The organism is Hyalangium sp., from assembly GCF_035629615.1.
Taxonomy (GTDB): Bacteria; Myxococcota; Myxococcia; order Myxococcales; family Myxococcaceae; genus Hyalangium.
In genome coordinates, this window is the sequence record NZ_DASPHO010000852.1 from 1 (window position 1) to 16,117 (window position 16,117).

10 protein-coding genes are annotated in these 16,117 nt (G+C 68.5%); 2 read left to right on the top strand and 8 right to left on the bottom strand.

Going from position 1 to position 16,117, the window contains the following annotated elements; all coding sequences use genetic code 11:
- From gspE to VD972_RS42780, 4 genes are all read right to left on the bottom strand, one after another.
- The coding region (gene gspE / locus VD972_RS42765) for a type II secretion system ATPase GspE (protein ID WP_324995406.1) at window positions 1–1,471 on the bottom strand (1,471 nt) is incomplete at its 3' end.
- On the bottom strand, window positions 1,468–4,059 hold the full coding sequence (gene gspD, locus VD972_RS42770) for a type II secretion system secretin GspD (RefSeq protein ID WP_324995408.1): 2,592 nt from the start codon (window positions 4,057–4,059) through the stop codon (window positions 1,468–1,470). The genes gspD and gspE, both read right to left, overlap by 4 nt.
- 21 nt (window positions 4,060–4,080) lie before the next feature.
- Window positions 4,081–5,007, bottom strand: a complete 927-nt coding sequence (gene gspC, locus VD972_RS42775) for a type II secretion system protein GspC (RefSeq protein WP_324995410.1) — start codon at window positions 5,005–5,007, stop codon at window positions 4,081–4,083.
- A gap of 191 nt (window positions 5,008–5,198) precedes the next feature.
- Complete coding sequence (locus tag VD972_RS42780; protein ID WP_324995412.1) at window positions 5,199–6,620, bottom strand: sigma-54 dependent transcriptional regulator; 1,422 nt, start codon at window positions 6,618–6,620, stop codon at window positions 5,199–5,201.
- Window positions 6,621–6,837: 217 nt separating this feature from the next.
- Here VD972_RS42780 and VD972_RS42785 point away from each other — a divergent pair, with 217 nt between their 5' ends.
- Together VD972_RS42785 and VD972_RS42790 are read left to right on the top strand one after the other, a co-directional pair.
- Window positions 6,838–7,980 carry an FIST signal transduction protein gene (locus VD972_RS42785; RefSeq protein WP_324995414.1) on the top strand — a complete coding sequence of 381 codons (1,143 nt, stop codon included), beginning with the start codon at window positions 6,838–6,840 and terminating at the stop codon, window positions 7,978–7,980.
- A complete protein-coding gene (locus VD972_RS42790) occupies window positions 7,977–9,080 on the top strand; it encodes an ATP-binding protein (protein WP_324995416.1) in 1,104 nt (367 codons plus the stop codon). Before VD972_RS42785 ends, VD972_RS42790 begins: the two co-directional genes overlap by 4 nt.
- A gap of 156 nt (window positions 9,081–9,236) precedes the next feature.
- Here VD972_RS42790 and VD972_RS42795 read toward each other — a convergent pair whose 3' ends face one another.
- From VD972_RS42795 to VD972_RS42810, 4 genes are all read right to left on the bottom strand, one after another.
- A complete protein-coding gene (locus VD972_RS42795; protein ID WP_324995418.1) occupies window positions 9,237–10,925 on the bottom strand; it encodes a M14 family metallopeptidase in 1,689 nt (562 codons plus the stop codon).
- A 12-nt stretch (window positions 10,926–10,937) separates the two neighbouring features.
- Window positions 10,938–14,159 (bottom strand): multidrug efflux RND transporter permease subunit, encoded by a 3,222-nt coding sequence (locus VD972_RS42800; protein ID WP_324995420.1) that lies wholly within the window; start codon window positions 14,157–14,159, stop codon window positions 10,938–10,940.
- A gap of 16 nt (window positions 14,160–14,175) precedes the next feature.
- Window positions 14,176–15,342, bottom strand: coding sequence for an efflux RND transporter periplasmic adaptor subunit (locus tag VD972_RS42805; RefSeq protein ID WP_324995424.1), 1,167 nt, complete (start codon window positions 15,340–15,342; stop codon window positions 14,176–14,178).
- Window positions 15,339–16,117: TolC family protein (locus VD972_RS42810; protein ID WP_324995422.1), on the bottom strand; the 779-nt coding region annotated here is incomplete at its 5' end. The genes VD972_RS42805 and VD972_RS42810, both read right to left, overlap by 4 nt.

Consider the following 16,117-nt stretch of genomic DNA (forward strand, 5'->3'; position numbering starts at 1 on the left):
GCCGGCGGACCAGGCGCTGGGCCAGGACGCCGGTGAGCGAGCTGGCCACCAGGAACGGCTCCACGCCCATGTCCACCAGGCGGGTGACGGCGCCGGCGGAGTCGTTGGTGTGGACGGTGGAGAACACCAGGTGGCCGGTGAGCGAGGCCTGGATGGCGATCTCGGCCGTCTCCTTGTCGCGGATCTCGCCCACCATGATCACGTCTGGATCCTGGCGGAGGAAGGAGCGCAGCCCCTGGGCGAACGTCAGCCCGATCTTCGGGCTGATGGCCATCTGGCCAATGCCCTTGAGCTGGTACTCCACCGGATCCTCGACGGTGAGGATGTTGAGGTCCGGGGTGTTGATCTTGGAGAGCGCGCCGTAGAGCGTCGTCGTCTTTCCGGAGCCGGTGGGGCCGGTGACGAGGATGATGCCGTGCGAGCGCTTGATGACGGCCTCAATCCCATGCTGCGTGTGCGAGGCCATGCCGATCTCGGACAGGTCCAGCAGCGTGGCCGTCTTGTCCAGCAGACGCATGACGATGCGCTCGCCGTACGTGGTGGGGATGGTGGACAGACGGATGTCGATGTCGCGGCCCGCCAGCTTGATGCGGATGCGGCCGTCCTGGGGCAGGCGCTTCTCGGCGATGTTCAGCTGCCCCATCACCTTGACGCGGCTGACGATGGAGTTCTGGTAGCGCTTGGGCGGCTTGATGACCTCCTGGAGCACGCCGTCCACGCGGAAGCGCACCATCAGCTCGCGCTCCATGGGCTCGATGTGGATGTCGCTGGCGCGCTCCTTGGCGGCGCGGAAGAGCACGGAGTTGACCAGCCGGATGACGGGCGCCTCGTCGTCCGTGTCCAGCAGATCCTTGGGCTCCTCCAGCTCGTGGGCCAGCGAGTCCAGATCCGTGGCCTCCATCTCGTCCACCAGCTGCTCGGCCTCGTTGATGGACCGGTCATACACGCTGTTGATGGCGTCCACGATGGTGGAGGCCAGGGCGATGCGCGAGTCCAGGTTGGAGCCCAGCAGCATGCGCGCGTGATCCATCGCCGCGGTGTCCAGCGGATCGGCCACGGCGATGGCGATCGTGTCGTCCTTCTGCAGGGAGAGCGGGATGATCTTCGCCTGCTTGGCGAAGTTGATGGGGACCTTCTTCACCAGCTCCGGATCCACCTCGTCCACGAAGATGCGCTGGAGGTAGGGCAGATCCAGCTGCAACCCCAGCGCCTTGGCCACGTCCTCCTCGGACACGATCTTGAGACCGACGAGCACCTCGCCCAGCCGGCCGCCCTTCTCGGCCTGGGCGGCGAGCGCCTCCTGGAGCTTCTCCTCCGTCAGCCCGGCGCTGACGCGGAGGATCTCTCCAATGGGCCGGCCGGCCAGGAAGGCGGGGCCGTTCGCGACGACGTGGGTGACGTCGTTGGCTGGCGGAGGCGCCTCGACAGGCTGGGCGGCGGTGGCGCGGGTGGTGTCGGTCAATTCAGTCATGGGGCTCGCTCTCCCTCGCCCGTGTCCGGCTGGGTACGCAGCTGCTCAGGGGACTCAGGCTTGGGCACTGAGTCCTCCGAACCCGGGGGCGCGGGCGGTGCTTCCCGCACCTCTGTTCCTGTCTCCACGGCCGGTGAACTCTCCGCGGGCGCTTGTTCTGCTGGCGTCCCTGCTTCGGCCGGGGTGCCCGGCGAGGGGGCGATCGGGCGGGCGGCGCCTCCCTGGGGGCCTGGCTTGATGACGCGCTCTCCCGGGGCGCCCGGGCCGCCGTTCTCCAGCTTCTGCTGCTCGCGCAGCACGGACTGATTCATCCGCGACAGCGGGCCCGGCTTGCGGCTGAAGTCCACGGCCACGTCGTAGCCCGGCACCTGGCCGTAGAACTGCTCCACGAACTGCTGCCGCTCCTTCATCTTGCGCTCGAAGATGGAGCGGAAGTCCGTCTGGTCCTTGATGATGTAGGGCGTCAGGAAGAGCAGCAGGTTCGTCTTCGTCTTGCGGCGCGTCGTCTCCCGGAAGAGGTGGCCGATGAGGGGCACGTCTCCGAGCACCGGCACCTTGGACACCGACTCGATGCTGCGATCCTGCATGATGCCGCCGATGACGACTGTCTCCTGATCCTTGGCCACCACCGTCGTCTTCGCGGTGCGCTTCGAGGTGGTGGGGCCGAGCACCGGATCACTGGAGGCGATCTCCTCCGTCTGCTCGGTGATGACCAGGCGGATGAAGTCGCTCTCGTTGATCTGCGGCTTGACGGTGAGCTTGAGCTCCACGTTCTGCCGGGTGATGGGGGCGAAGAGCGAGCCCAGGCCTCCCAGGCCGCCCAGGAGCGAGGGGTTGACGCCGCCGGTGGTGCCGCCGGTGCCCAGGCCGGTGCCCAGGCCGCCGCCCAGCGAGCCGGGCGAGAAGCCGGCCTGGAAGGGCACGTTCTGGCCCACGGTGATCTCCGCCTCCTCGTTGTCGCTGGTGAGGATGTGCGGGGTGGAGAGCACGTTCACGTCCGAGCTCTGCTGCAGCGCGTGCAGCACCACGCCAAAGGCGGGGATGTCGATGCCCAGCTTCTGCAGCTCGGGGATGACGGGCCCCTGGAGGCCGGCCAGGAAGCCGCCGAAGCTGGCCAGGTTCGCCAGCGAGAAGGAGGGCGGCAGGCCCTGGCGGGTGTACTTGGTGCCGAACAGGCCCGGCACGGCGCCCTGATCCGTGGTCAGCTTGTAGCCGCTGTGGAAGTTGATGCCGAACTCGGAGTTCCGGTCCAGGTTCACCTCCATGATGACGGCCTCGACGAAGACCTGGCGCCGGGGGATGTCCAGCTGCTCGATGACGCGGATGATGTTCCGGTAGTCCCCCTGGCTGGCGACGATCACCAGCGCGTTGGTGGCCTTGTCCGCGGAGATCTTCACCTCGCCGGAGAAGAGCTCGGCCGCCGTGGGGCTGTTGCGGATGCCGCCCGGGGGCGGGCCGGGCACGGGCGTGCGGGGGCGGTTGGCGGTGCCCTGCGCCAGCGTCTGCAGCGTGCTGGCCAGCTCCTCGGCGTCCGCGTTCTCCAGCGGGTAGACGTTGATGCGGCCGCCCTGCTCCGTGGGCACGTCCACCTCCTTGACGATCTGGAGGATGCGCTCGAAGGCGGCGGGGCTGGCCACGATGATGAGCTTGTTGGTGCGCTCGTCCGGGATGATCTGCGACAGCGTCACCGCCCCGCCGGACTCGCCGGCCTGGCCCGCGGCCGCGGCGATCTCTCCCGGAGGCGCGCCGGGGGAGACGTTGGGCACGAAGCCGCCCGTGCGCTGGCCAGGGCGGGACTTGGACTCGAAGAGCTTCTGCACCGTGCCTGCCACCTCCTGCGCGGTGGCGAACTGCACCTGGATGATGCGCAGCTCGTCACTGGAGGAGCGCGTGTCCAGCTGGTTGATGATGCGCTCCAGGCGGTGCATGTTGGAGCCCAGGTCGTTGATGATGATGGTGTCCGGTGGGTACGGGATGGTGTCGCCATCCTTGGACACCAGCTGCTGGAGCACCCCGCGCAGCGGCTCCACCTCCACGTACCGGACCTTGAAGAGCTTCGTCACCATCTGCTCGTTCACGGTGTACGGCGTGTCCGCGTCCACGATCGTCGGGATGGGGTTCTGCTTCGCCGAGCGCTTGTCGACGATCTTCAGGAACCGGCCGTGCGGGTACACAGACAGGCCGTTGGAGTCGAGCGCGGCCAGGAAGGCGGCGTAGAACTGATCCGCGTCCACCTCCACCCGGCCGTTCTCCGGGCCAATGATGGAGATCTTCCCGCGCACGTTCTCCGGGAGGATGAACGTCCTGCAGGTGGCGTCCGAGACGGTCTGCACCAGCTTCTCGATGTCCACCTTGTCGAAGTAGATGCCGTAGCGCGCGCGGCGCCGAGCCTCCTCGCAGCTGGGCGTGGTGCGGCCCTCGCCCTTGGGCGCGCCTTCACCGCCAGGGGTGGCGGCGTTGGGCTGCGGGTTGATCTGCCGTTCCCCGGGAGCAGCGGGGGTTCCGGCGGGCGGGCGGCGCTGGGCCCAGGCGGGCGAGGTGGCCAGCGCCAGGCACAACAGGAGCGACCAGGGCGAGAGCGTCTTCATGGAAGGGCTTGCACTGCGGGGTTAGCGGACGTTGTACGTCTTGCGGATCGGCGCGCCGTTACGCTCGATCTCGATCTCGATGCGACCTGCTTCCTTCAGCTTGGAGTAGACCTCGAGCGCCTTCTCGGGGCTGTTCAGGTCGAATCCATTGATGCGGCGGATCACATCGCCGTTCTGCACACCGATCTTCGAGTAGATGGAGTCCGGGCGGATGGAGAAGAGCTTGAAGCCCTGGGCCTGCCCGTCCTTGAAGGCGGGGACGATGCGCGCCTGCATGGCCACCTCGTTGAGGTTGGCCAGGGTGCGATCGATCTCGCCGCGAGGAACCTCGTACTCGTTCTCGCTCGTGGCGCGGATGCCCGTGCCCAGGCCGCTGTTGGGCGAGGCGGGCTTGGCCTCGGCGACGACGGGAGGCGGCGTGAAGGAGGGCGTGGACCCGCTGCCGTCACCCGGCTGGCCGTCGATGAACTCCTTGCGGCCGTTGTTGAGGACGATCACCCGCTCGCGCTGGATGTCCGTCACCTGGGCGTTCTGGATGAGGTCGCCCACCATGTACGTCTGCGAGCGCTGGGTGACCATGTCCTGCACGGAGGCGAAGGACCAGAACTTGTCACCCGACACCAGCGTGCCGAGCAGCTTCACGCGCAGGCCGCTCTTGACGGGATCCGCGTTCTCGTCGACGGCCGCCACCTCGGTGGGCTCCGTCACGACGGGCTCGGGCTCGGGGATCTTGATGCCCGTGAGCTTGGACAGGCGCTCGATCTCCAGGGAGGCCAACTTCTCGGTCGCCTGGACGCGCTGGGGTGAGCGCGCCGCTGGCTCCGCGGACGGAGCCGGCGCGATGGCGGATTCCACGAACAGGTTCCCCGTGCGCGCCACCAGCCAGGCGACGAGCAGGATGAACACGAGGTTCACGGTCCAGAAGTATTTGCGGAAGAAGAGTTCCATCACACGTCCAGGGAAGCTGCAGGGGTGTTGAGCAAGCGAAGTGCCACCCAAGAGGCGGCGAACAGACCGTGGCCTACGGCCAAGTGCTCGGAATTATTCCAGCCAGGGCCCACACCCCGGGCAGGCAGGAGGCGAGGGGCAAGGGCCCGGACAATTTGTCAAAACCCGGCGGGGGCGGGTGTGACGGGCTGTCAGTCGGACGATGAGGAGGCCTCCGGGTCCTCGGGACTGTCGGGCTCGCGCTCGGAGCCTGTGCCGGAGGCCTCGCGCTCGAGCTTGCGGTAGATGGTGCGGGCGGCGATGCCGAGCAGGCGAGCGGCCAGCGTCTTGTCACCCTTGGTGTGGCGCAGGGTCTCGTGGATGACCCGGCGCTCGATCTCCTCCATGGGAGTACCAATGGGGATGACGAGCTGACCGGCAGAGCCCAGCGGACCCTTGCGCACACTCTCGGGGAGATCACTGACCTCCAGCACCTCGCCGCGGGCCAGGACGACGGCACGCTCCACGGCGTGCTCGAGCTCTCGGACGTTGCCCGGCCAGGCGTAGTTCTCGACGATCCGCAGGGCCTCCTCGGAGAAGCCGCGCAGCGTCTTGGCATTCTTGGCGGCGAAGCGGCGCACGAAGGAGTCGGCCAGCAGGGGGATGTCCTCGCGGCGCGAGGCGAGCGCGGGGACGCGGATCTCCACCACGTTGAGGCGGTAGAAGAGGTCCTCGCGGAAGCGGCCCTCGGCGACCTCCTTCTGGAGATCCTTGTTGGTGGCGGCCACCAGGCGCACATCCACCTTGACGGTCTGCGTGCCGCCAAGGCGCTCGATCTCTCCCTCTTGAAGGACGCGCAGCAGCTTCACCTGAGCAGACAGCGGCATCTCACCGACTTCATCGAGGAAGAGGGTGCCACCGCTGGCGCGCTCGAAGCGGCCCTCGCGGCGGGCGACGGCGCCGGTGTAGGCCCCTCGCTCCACGCCGAAGAGCTCGGCCTCGAGGATGCTCTCGGGGAGGGCGGCGCAGTTGACGGCGATGAAGGCGCCCTTGGCGCGGTGGGAGTGCTCGTGGAGGGCGCGGGCGGCCAGCTCCTTGCCGGTGCCGGACTCGCCCATGAGGAGCACGGTGGCGGTGGAGGGCGCGGCCTGGCGCAGGGTGTCCATCATCGCGCGGAAGGCGGGGGACTGGCCCACCATGGCCTTGCCGCCCGAGGCGCCGATCTCTGCCAGCTTCGCCTTGAGGGACTTGTTCTCCGCGACGAGGGCCTGCTTCTCGAGCGCCTTCTGCACGGCCTTCACGAGGGAGTGGCGCTTGAGGGGCTTGGTGATGAAGTCGTAGGCGCCGTCCTTCATGGCGGCCACGGCGGTCTCCACCGTGGCATAGGCCGTCATCAGGACGACCTCGACGTCCGGGCGGATGGTGCGCGCGGCCTTGAGCAGCTCCTGGCCGTCCATGCCGGGCATCATCAGATCCGTCACCATCACGCTGACCTCGGGCTTGCGCAGCAGATCGAGCGCCTCGGTACCGTTGGAGGCGGCGAGCGTGGCGAGTCCCTCGCGCTGGAAGATGCGGGAGACGGAGTCGAGATTGGCGCGGTCGTCATCGACGACCAGGACCGTGGCGGTTGTCATGGGTACGAGGCCTCAATAGCACGGTCCTGCAATTCGTATTCCGGGGTTGGCGGTGTGTCCGGGTGTGCACCCTGAGTGTGCCCGGGTTTCCCCTTCTGTGTCAGGGGTAGGGATTCAGGCAATGGAGGGACGCGTCGCATCCTCGGCAGGTCTTACCGAAGCCCAGCCGTCTCAAGCATCATGATGGGTGGAGAGAGTCGCCCGGCCGGAGGCGCGGATGAAGGTTGAACAGAAGACGTGGGCTGCGGCGGAGGGGTGGCGCTCCACGGGGGAGGGGAGCGTGGGAGCGGGTGCGCACCTGGTGCTCCTGTTTGGCGCGACGGCACGAATGAGGGACCCCTCGGCCTTCCGGCAGGTTCGTGCCTGGTACCCGGAGGCCCTCATCGTGGGCTGCTCCACCGCGGGCGAGATCTGCGGCACCAAGGTGTGTGACGACTCGCTGGTCTCCACGGCGGTGCGGTTCGAGCGCACCCACGTCCGCCTGGCCCGGGCGCAGGTGGACTCCATGGATCAAAGTCACGCTGCCGGGGCTTCCCTGGCCAAGGAGCTGCCGCCGCAGGGGCTCTCGTATGTCCTCATCCTGTCCGACGGGCTGAAGGTCAACGGCACCGAGCTTGTGCGGGGCCTGCGCGGGAACCTGCCTGACTCGGTGGTGGTGACGGGGGGGCTTGCCGGTGACGGCCCGGATTTCCAGCACACGCTCGTCTGCGCCAATGACCTGCCCGCCGAGGGGCAGCTCGCGGCGGTGGGCTTCTACGGCGAGCAGCTGCACATCGGCTACGGCTCCCTGGGAGGATGGGACGCGTTCGGCCCGGAGCGCCTCATCACCCGCTCCAAGAGCAACGTGCTCTATGAGCTCGACGGGCGATCCGCGCTGGAGCTCTACAAGCAATACCTGGGCGAGCATGCAGCCGGGCTCCCAGCCACCGCGCTGCGTTTTCCCCTGGCGCTCCGGAGCGAACAGGAGGGCAGCAGCAGCCTGGTGCGCACGGTCCTCAGCATTGACGAGCAGGCGCAGAGCATGACCTTTGCCGGCGACGTGCCGGAGGGGACCTACGCGCGGTTGATGAAGGCCAACTTCGATAGCCTGATCGACGGGGCTGCAGGCGCGGCGCGCGCGGGGCTGGAGCGGCTGGGAAGTTTCAAGCCCGACCTCGCGGTGTTGATCAGCTGTGTGGGCCGCAAGCTGGTGCTCAAGCAGCGCGTGGAGGAGGAGGTCGAGAGCGTGAGGGAAGTCCTGGGGCCGGATCCTGTGCTGACGGGCTTCTACTCATATGGAGAGATCAGCCCGAACGGTGGCGCCAACCGGTGCGAGCTCCACAACCAGACCATGACCATCACGGCGTTCTCCGAATCGTGACCTACCACAAGCTGCTCGAGAGACAGCTCCGGCGGTTCTTCGGGGCCCTGGATCGGCTGCCGCCAGAGCTGGCGCCGTTTCTGGCCGCGGTGAACGACGCCTACCGGGCTGCGGATGAGGACGGACACCTGATCGAGCGCTCCTTGGAGCTGATGTCCCAGGAGCTGACGGAGCGGAATGCTCAGCTGCGCATGGAGCTGGTGGACCGGCAGCACGTTGAACAAGCGCTGCTCCGGGAGAAGGCGGAGCAGGCGGCACTGATCAAGAAGCTGGAGGACACACACAGCCAGCTCCTGCAGTCGGAGAAGATGGCGTCGATCGGCCAGCTGGCCGCGGGGCTTGTGCACGAGCTCAACAACCCCATCGGGTTCGTGAACAGCAACCTCGGCACACTGCACGGCTATGTGGCCGAGCTGCTGAAGATCATCGACGCCTTCGAGGCCGAGGAGGCGGGGCTTGGGGAGGAGGCGCGGCAGCGGCTGGCCGCCATCAAGGAGGGGGCGGAGCTGGCGCTGCTGCGCGAGGACGCCGTGGATCTGGTGGATGAGTCCACGGACGGGCTCCGCAGGGTGCGCCAGATCATCCGGGACCTGACGGACTTCTCACACGTGAGCGACGCGCAGTGGCAGTGGGCGGACCTGCACAAGGGGCTCGACAGCACGCTCAACATCGTGAACAACGAGGTCAAATACGTCGCGGACGTGATCCGGGAGTACGGCCAGCTCCCAGAGGTGGAGTGCCTGCCGTCCCAGCTCAACCAGGTCTTCCTGAACATGCTGGTCAACGCCGCCCAGGCCATCAAAGGCAAGCGCGGGACGATCACCGTGCGGACCGGCAAGAGCGATGGTGAGCACATCTTCGTCGAGATCTCCGACAACGGAGAGGGGATCTCGCCGGAGATCCAGACGCGCATCTTCGACCCGTTCTTCACCACCAAGCCCGTGGGGAAGGGGACGGGGCTGGGGCTGTCGCTCTCGTACAGCATCGTCGCCCGGCACCGCGGCTGCATCGAGGTGCGAAGCGAGCCGGGCGCAGGAACGACGTTCCGCATCGTGCTGCCGGTGAAGCAGGAGGCCCAGTCAGCCGCCGAGCCCGCGTGAAGAGGGAGTGCTCACCCCAGAGGCGGCACCCCTGGGGTAGAGGAGACAACCGCTGGACGGAGCACCAGGCGGGGTTGCCCGTCGGCGCCGCCCGGAACGAACCTGTATGACAAGCAGACAGGTTGGCAGAAGATGCGTCCGGCAACTCGCCCTTGGCTACTGCACCGTCAGGAAGATGGCCGTGGGCACGCCCCAGTTGCCGCTGGCGTCCTGGCTCTCCACAAAGATCGTGTGCCGCCCCGGCGCCAGTCCGGAGGTGAAGACCGTCGCCCGGACCGACTCGAGGGTGCTGTTGAAGGTGCCGTCCACCGCGCTCAGCGCGTAGGTCGGCGTCCCCGCCACCCATGACGGCGCGTCAATGGAGTAGCGCGCGGCCGCGATCGCCTGCGCCGTCTCCGTTCCCCCGTTGGTGCCGTAGCGCGTGTCATTGGCCTGGGCCGTGAGCGTCACCGAAGTGCCCTGGGCCACCGTGCTCGCCGACAGCGAGAGGCTCACCGAGTCCGGGCCCGCCGGATTCTGGTACGGCCTCCGCGCCGCCTTGAAGGCGTACCAGAGCGCCGGCATGTTCTTAGGCACGATCGTGTTCTCAAACGTCGTGCAGCTCTCGAAGAAGGCGCCGCCCATCTCGAAGGTGAAGGACGCCACGCCCAGCCGTCCGTACGAGAACGCATCCGTCGAGCCCGACGCCGCGTACAGGCACGAGGCCACCTGGCACGCCTGGTAGCCGTTGAAGTAGTTGAACTTGCGCCCCAGCGTGCGCAGCTGCGTGGCGTTCGGCGCGGCCGTCGTGGTCGTCGCCCACGGGTAGAGCACGTAGCCCCCGTAGCTGTGCAGGCTCAGCAACAGCCCCGTGGCATCCGCGGGCGCCGGGTCCGTCGAGCCCGGACCCCGCTGATCCGGGAAGATCGAGAGGATGTAGTTCTCCAGCGCTTGAGTCTCCGGCTCGGAGGCCAAGGAGCGCCCGCGGTACGTGTCATTGCAGACGCTGGTGCTCGCGCCCGCCCCGCCCCAGTCGAAGCTGCTGTTGCGGTTGAGATCCACCCCCCACGACGTCGTCGTGCAGGAGCCCTGGCTCGTGTTGGTGTTCTTGCGCTTGGACAGCCCCGTCTCCGCCACGCGGCGGCCGTCCGGGTTGGACTGCACCACCACGTGCAGCTCGTTGTAGTCCAGCAGCCAGGTGGCCTCGGGATCCGTGCCGTACCTCGTCGCGAGCTGCTCGGCGAAGCGCGCCGCCAGCTCCGCCGTCGTGTACTCGCGCGCGTGGATGGCGCCCATCAGGAAGAAGCGCGGCTTGGGGCCCGGCCGCGACTTGTTCGTCAGCACCAGCACCCGCATGTCATCCCCAACCTTGCCGCCCGCCGTCACCTTGTCCCAGCTGTCCCCAATGTCGTTCCACGATGCGAGGTTCGGGTACGTGGTGACGAGCTGCGACATGGCCGCGTACGTCGCATCCACCGTGCGGTAGCACGTGTAGCCAGGGATGTTCGTCGCCTGCGTCGTCATCCCATCGCGCGGCGCGTTCATGATCCGCGTCTGCTCCTCCAGGAGCTCCACGCGTCGCCCCTCCTTCACCAGCGCGCCGTACTCCTCGGGCGAGAGCACCGCCTCCACCGTCCTCTTCTCGGAGTCCACCGCCGCCGTGAGGTCCAACCGCTCCGCGAGCTCGTCGAGATCCGCTCGGGACTTGAACGACACCCGCGCGATGATGACCGAGGGGAGCGAGGTCGCCTCGACACCCGCGCTCGGCCCCCGGAGCGTGGGCTCCGATGGGGCTCCTGCATGGACGGCGAGCGGCGAGACGGCAAGCGCTACGGCTACAAGGATTCCGGCGGCGGACGACAGCATGGGGGCTCCTCCTCAATCAGGGAGGACGCCCACACTAATTCCAGGAATCCTGATTATCCAGGACGATGGTGCCGCCCTGGAGCGAACCTCAGGGCGAGGGAGCGGGCGCGATGGCTTCCTCGTTTCCGCGCCTGCCCGCTTTGCCTCGCCGCGCAGCCGCTGCACCAGGACGTACAGCCCGGGGATGAAGATGAGGTTGACCACGGTGGAGACGAGCATTCCGCCGAAGATGGCCGTGCCCAGCGAGTTGCGTGCAGCGGAGCCAGCCCCCGTGGCCAGCATCAGTGGCACCACGCCCAGCAGGAAGGCGATGGACGTCATCAGGATGGGCCGCAGCCGCACCTCGGCCGCGGCGATCGCCGCCTCCACCGCGCTCTTGCCCTGCTCGCGCAGCTGCTCGGCGAACTCCACGATGAGGATGGCGTTCTTGCTCGCCAGGCCCACCAGCATCACCAGTCCCACCTGGCAGAACACGTCATTGGCCAGCCCCCGCGCCATCTGCAGCCCCAGCGCGCCCAGGATGGCCAGCGGCACCGAGAGGATCACCACGAAGGGCAGGCTGAAGCTCTCGTACTGGGCCGCGAGCACCAGGAACACGAAGACCAGGCCCATGCCGAAGATGGCCAGCGTCTGCCCGCCGCTCTCCTTCTGCTCCAGGCTGATGCCCGTCCACTCGCCGCTCATGCCCTGGGGCAGCTGCTCGGCGGCCAGCGTCTCCATGGCCTCCAGCGCCTGGCCGGAGGAGACACCCGGAGCGCCCTGACCGTTGATCTCGGCCGCGCGGAACAGGTTGTAGTGGCGGATGACCTGCGCGGAGGTGGTGGGCGTCACCTCCACCAGCGCCTCCAGCGGGATCATGTCCCCGCTGTCGCTGCGCACGTAGAAGGCGCCGATGTCCGACGGGCTGTCGCGGAACTGCTGCTCGGCCTGCAGGTACACGCGGTAGGTGCGGCTGGCGTAGTTGAAGTCATTGACGTACTGGCTGCCCATGTAGAGCTGCATGGTGCTGAAGATCTGCTCGATGGGCACCCCGAGCGCCTTGGCCTTCTGGCGATCCACCTCCACGTCCAGCAGCGGCGAGTCCGCGGTGAAGGAGGTAAAGACGCCTCGCAGGCGGCCGTCCTCGTTGCCCTTCGCCACCAGCTCCTGGACAGCCGCGCCCAGCCCGTCCAGAGAGCCGGTGCCGGAGGTGTCCTCGACCATGAACTGGAAGCCGCCCACGTTGCCCACGCCGCGGATGGCCGGGGGCTGGAAGGGCAACACCCGCGCCCCGCCAATGCGGCTCAGCGGCCCGCGCAGCCGCTCCACCAGCCCGGCCACCGATTGCTCCTGGCCCGGCCGCTCCTCCCACGGCTTCAGCGTGGCGAAGACCGTGGCGATGTTGGGGCCGGAGCCGCTGAAGGAGAAGCCGCCGATGACGAACATGGCATTCAATTCGGGCTGGCCGCGCAGCACCCCCTCCACTTCGCGCAGCACCTTCTCCGTCTGCACGATCGACATGCCCTCGGGGCCTTGCACGGAGATGATGAGGTAGCCCTGATCCTCGTCGGGGATGAAGCCGGTGGGCACCGAGCGGAACAGCAGCACCGTCCCCGCCACGCACACGAGGAAGGCCACCAGCACCGCCACCGGGTGCTTCAGCAGGCTCCTCAGCAGCCGCCCGTAGCTTCGCCGCGTCCAGTCGAGCGCCTGATCGATCTTCCGGAAGAAGATCCACTTCGGCCCGTGGCCATGGCGCAGCAGCCGCGCGCTCAGCGCCGGCGTGAGCGTGAGGGCACAGAAAGTAGAGAGCGCCACCGAGGCCACGATGGTCAGCGCGAACTGCCGGTAGATGGCGCCCGTGGTGCCAGGGAAGAGGGCCACCGGCACGAACACCGCCACCAGCACGATGGAGATGGCCACCACCGCGCCGGACACCTCCTTCATGCCCTCGCGCGCGGCCTGCCGGGCCGTGAGCCCCTTCTCCGACATCAAGCGCTCGATGTTCTCGATGACCACGATGGCGTCATCCACCACCAGGCCCGTGGCCAGCGTCAGGCCGAAGAGCGTCAGCGTGTTGATGGAGAAGCCAAACAGCTTCACGAAGGCGAAGGTGCCCACCAGCGAGACGGGCAGGGTGAGCGCGGTGATGAGCACACTGCGCCACCCGTGCAGGAACAGGAAGATGACCAGGATGACGAGCAGAATGGCTTCCACCAGCGTGGTGATCACCTCGCTGATGGAGGCGCGCACCGCGAGCGTGGTGTCCGAGCCCGGCCGGTACTCCATGCCCGGGGGGAACTGCTTGGCCAGGCGCTCCATCTCCTTCGTCACGCCGTCGCGCACGTCCAGCGCATTGGCGGTGGGGAGCTGGAAAATGCCCAGGCCCGCGCCCGCATACCCGTTGAAGCGCATCAGCTGGCCGTAGTTCTCCGCGCCCAGCTCCGCGCGGCCCACGTCGCGCACGCGCACCAGCCTCCCGTCCGCGCTGCGCTGCACGACGATGTCCCCGAACTCGGAGGGCTCGATGAGCCGGCCCCGCGCGCGCACCGCGAGCTGGTAGGGCTGGTCGTCGCGCGAGGGCGCCTGCCCGACCTGGCCCGCGGCCACCTGAAGGTTCTGTTCCTGAAGCGCACGCACCACGTCCTGCGGGGTGAGCTTGCGGCGCGCCAGCTCCGTGGGATCCAGCCACAGGCGCATGGAGAACTTGCGCTCGCCGAAGATGCGCACGTCGCCCACCCCGCGCACGCGCTTCATGGCGTCGCGCAGGTTCACGTCCGCGTAGTTGCTCAGGAACTGTGCGTCGTAGCGCTCGTCAGGGCTGTAGAGGCCGAAGCTCATCAGCAGCTGGCTGGAGGCCTTGTTCACGGTGATGCCCGTCTGGTTCACCTGCGCGGGCAGGCGCGAGGCGGCGCGGCCGACGCGGTTCTGCACGTCCACCGCGGCGACCTCCAGATCGCGCGTGGGCTCGAAGGTGATGGAGATGCTGCTCACCCCGTCGTTGCTGCTGGTGGAGGAGATGAAGCGCATGCCCTCCACGCCGTTGAGCTCCTGCTCCAGCGGGATGGTGACGGCGCTCTCCACCACCTCGGCGCTCGCGCCCACATAGACGGCGGTGACCGTCACCTGGGGCGGCGCCAGATCCGGGTACTGCGCGATGGGCAGCGTCGGAATCGCCAGCAGCCCCACCAGCGTCAGCAGGATGGAGCAGACGGCGGCGAAGATGGGCCGACGGATGAAGAAGTCGACGAACAAGGTGCCTCCACCCGCGCTAGCGGGCGCCTCCCGTGCTGCCCCCACCTTCGGTGCCAGCCCCTGTGCCCACCACAGGCGTAGGCGTGGGTGCCGGCTTCTCCTTCACCTTCACAGGCGCTCCGTCGCGCAGCAGCTGCAGCGAGGAGACCGCGATCCGCTCTCCGGCGCGCAGGCCGCTCTCCACGACGTAGGTCAGCTCTCCCAGCGCACCGAGCTTGATGGGACGCCGCTCCACCACGGTCTTCCCCTCCTTCTCCAGCACCACGAAGGCGAAGGGCTGACCGCTCTGGCGCACTACTGCGAGCGCCGGTACCTGCAAGGCACTACGGGTGGAGTAGATGACGCGCGCGCGCACCAGCTCGTTGGGACGCAGGCCCCCGGTGTTGCGGAAGGCCGCCTTGAGCTCCACCAGCTGCGTGCGCGGATCCGCCTGAGGCGCGACGAAGAAGAGGGTGCTGGCGAGCAGCACCTTTCCCTGGGCATCGAGCAGCTCGATGGGCGTGTTCGGCTGCAGCGAGCGGGCCCGCTCCGAGGGCACCGCCACGCTCACCTCGAGCGCGTCCGCCTGGGCCACGCTCGTCAACGGTGTGATGGCCCCCACGTAGTCTCCCAGGCGCACCAGCACGTCACCCACCGTGCCGGCAAAGGGGGCGCGCACCACGTAGTACTGCAGCTGCACCTCGCGCTGGGACACCTGGGCCGAGGCGACACGCGCGGCGGCCTCGGACGTCTCTGTCTGCGAGCGGGCCCGCTCCAGCTCCTGGGCGCTCACCAGGCCTTCCTTGTAGAGGGCCTCGGTGCGCTCCCGCGTCTGCTTCGCGAGCTCGAGCGCGGCCTGGGCGGAGCTGCGCTGGGCCTGGGCACTCTCGAGCGCGGCGGACTCCTGGCGTCCGTCCACCTCGAGCAGCGGCGTGCCTGCCTCGACCTTCTGGCCAGGGCTCACGTGGATGCGGCGCACGTAGCCCGCCACCTGCGGCACCACGTTGACGCTCTGGCGGGAGGTCAGCGTGCCCAGGTACTCCCCGGTGTCACGTGTCTCGGCGGGAGCCATCGTCACCGCCTCCACCTCACGAGGAGGAGGAGGAGCCTTCGCCGCGGGCTTACCGCCGCAGCCCACGCCCCCAGCCACCAGGGCCAGTCCCCACACTGTCAGCAACGCCTCAAGGGGGCGCACCCGTCTCACCAATCGCACCGGGCCTCCGTCAAGAATGCATCCAGGCGTGCCTGGACAAGCTCGAATTCACGCAGCGCCAGGGCGAGCTCCGCCTGGCGCAAGGCCGCTGCGCTCTGCACCAGCTCCAGGCTGCCGCTGCGGCCAATTTCAAAAGAGCGGCGGGTGAGCTGGTCGGTCTGCTCGGCCAGCGCGCGGCCCTCGGCCGCCGTCTTCACCAGCGCCTCGGCCACCTCGACTCCCCGCCGTGCGCGCGCCACCTCCAGCTCCACGTCCCGCCGCGTGCGCTCCAGCGTGGCGGCCGCCTGACGCTCCACGCCTGCGCGCTCGCTCACCAGTCCCCGGCGCAGCCCGCCCTCCCAGATGGGCACGGACAGCACCGCGGCGATGTTCCAGGTGGCCACGCGCCCTGGCCCTGGCTCGGTGGTCAGGGCAAAGAGGCTGCTGGTGATGCCCACGGTGGGCAGGTAGCCAGCGTTGGCCTGGCGGCGGCTGTCTCGCGAGGACTCCAGCTGGGCGTTGGCGGCCACCAGATCCGGCCGCTCGTCCACGCTCTTCAGAGGCGCGCAGCCCTCCTGGGTCTGGGCCACCAGCCCCTGCAGCTGGAAGTTCGGGCTCACGCCCACGCCCTCCGAGAAGCCCAGCGACAGCCCGAGCGCCTCGCGGGCCCGGCGCAGCTGCTCGTCCCCGGAGATCAGGGACTGGCGCGCCACCTCCACGTCCTGCCGGGTCCGGGCGAGGTCCAGCTGGGTGGCGGCGCCCAGCTCCAGCGTGCGCTGGACGAGCG

Bases quoted from the DNA above. Each gene is read 5' to 3' on its own strand.
- gspD (WP_324995408.1), bottom strand. From the start codon at position 4,059: ATGAAGACGCTCTCGCCCTGGTCGCTCCTGTTGTGCCTGGCGCTGGCC.
- gspC (WP_324995410.1), bottom strand. From the start codon at position 5,007: ATGGAACTCTTCTTCCGCAAATACTTCTGGACCGTGAACCTCGTGTTC.
- VD972_RS42780 (WP_324995412.1), bottom strand. From the start codon at position 6,620: ATGACAACCGCCACGGTCCTGGTCGTCGATGACGACCGCGCCAATCTC.
- VD972_RS42785 (WP_324995414.1), top strand. From the start codon at position 6,838: ATGAAGGTTGAACAGAAGACGTGGGCTGCGGCGGAGGGGTGGCGCTCC.
- VD972_RS42795 (WP_324995418.1), bottom strand. From the start codon at position 10,925: ATGCTGTCGTCCGCCGCCGGAATCCTTGTAGCCGTAGCGCTTGCCGTC.